The following is a 247-nucleotide window of genomic DNA, read 5'->3' as shown; positions in this document are numbered from 1 at the left end:
CGCACGCTGCCGCTCGCTCAACTCTCGCAGCAACAACGCGCGCTGCGGACTCGCGAGCTCGGCCGCGCCGGTCGGCGTCGGCGCGCGCACGTCGGCCGCGAAGTCCGCGATCGTGAAATCGGTTTCGTGGCCCACGCCGCAGACGACCGGCAGCTCGCTCGCGGCGATCGCCCGCGCGAGCGCTTCGTCGTTGAACGACCACAGATCCTCGATCGATCCGCCGCCGCGACACACGAGCAGCACGTCC

1 protein-coding gene is annotated in these 247 nt (G+C 71.7%); it reads right to left on the bottom strand.

Annotation, left to right across the window (positions count from 1 at the left end; all coding sequences use genetic code 11):
• On the bottom strand, positions 1-247 hold a 247-nt coding region (locus tag SB816_RS34015; RefSeq protein ID WP_410548501.1), incomplete at both ends, for an exodeoxyribonuclease VII large subunit.

This window comes from Achromobacter sp. SIMBA_011 (assembly GCF_046535435.1).
Taxonomy (GTDB): domain Bacteria; phylum Pseudomonadota; class Gammaproteobacteria; order Burkholderiales; family Burkholderiaceae_B; genus Achromobacter; species Achromobacter dolens.
This window is presented reverse-complemented; position numbering and strand designations above follow the sequence as displayed.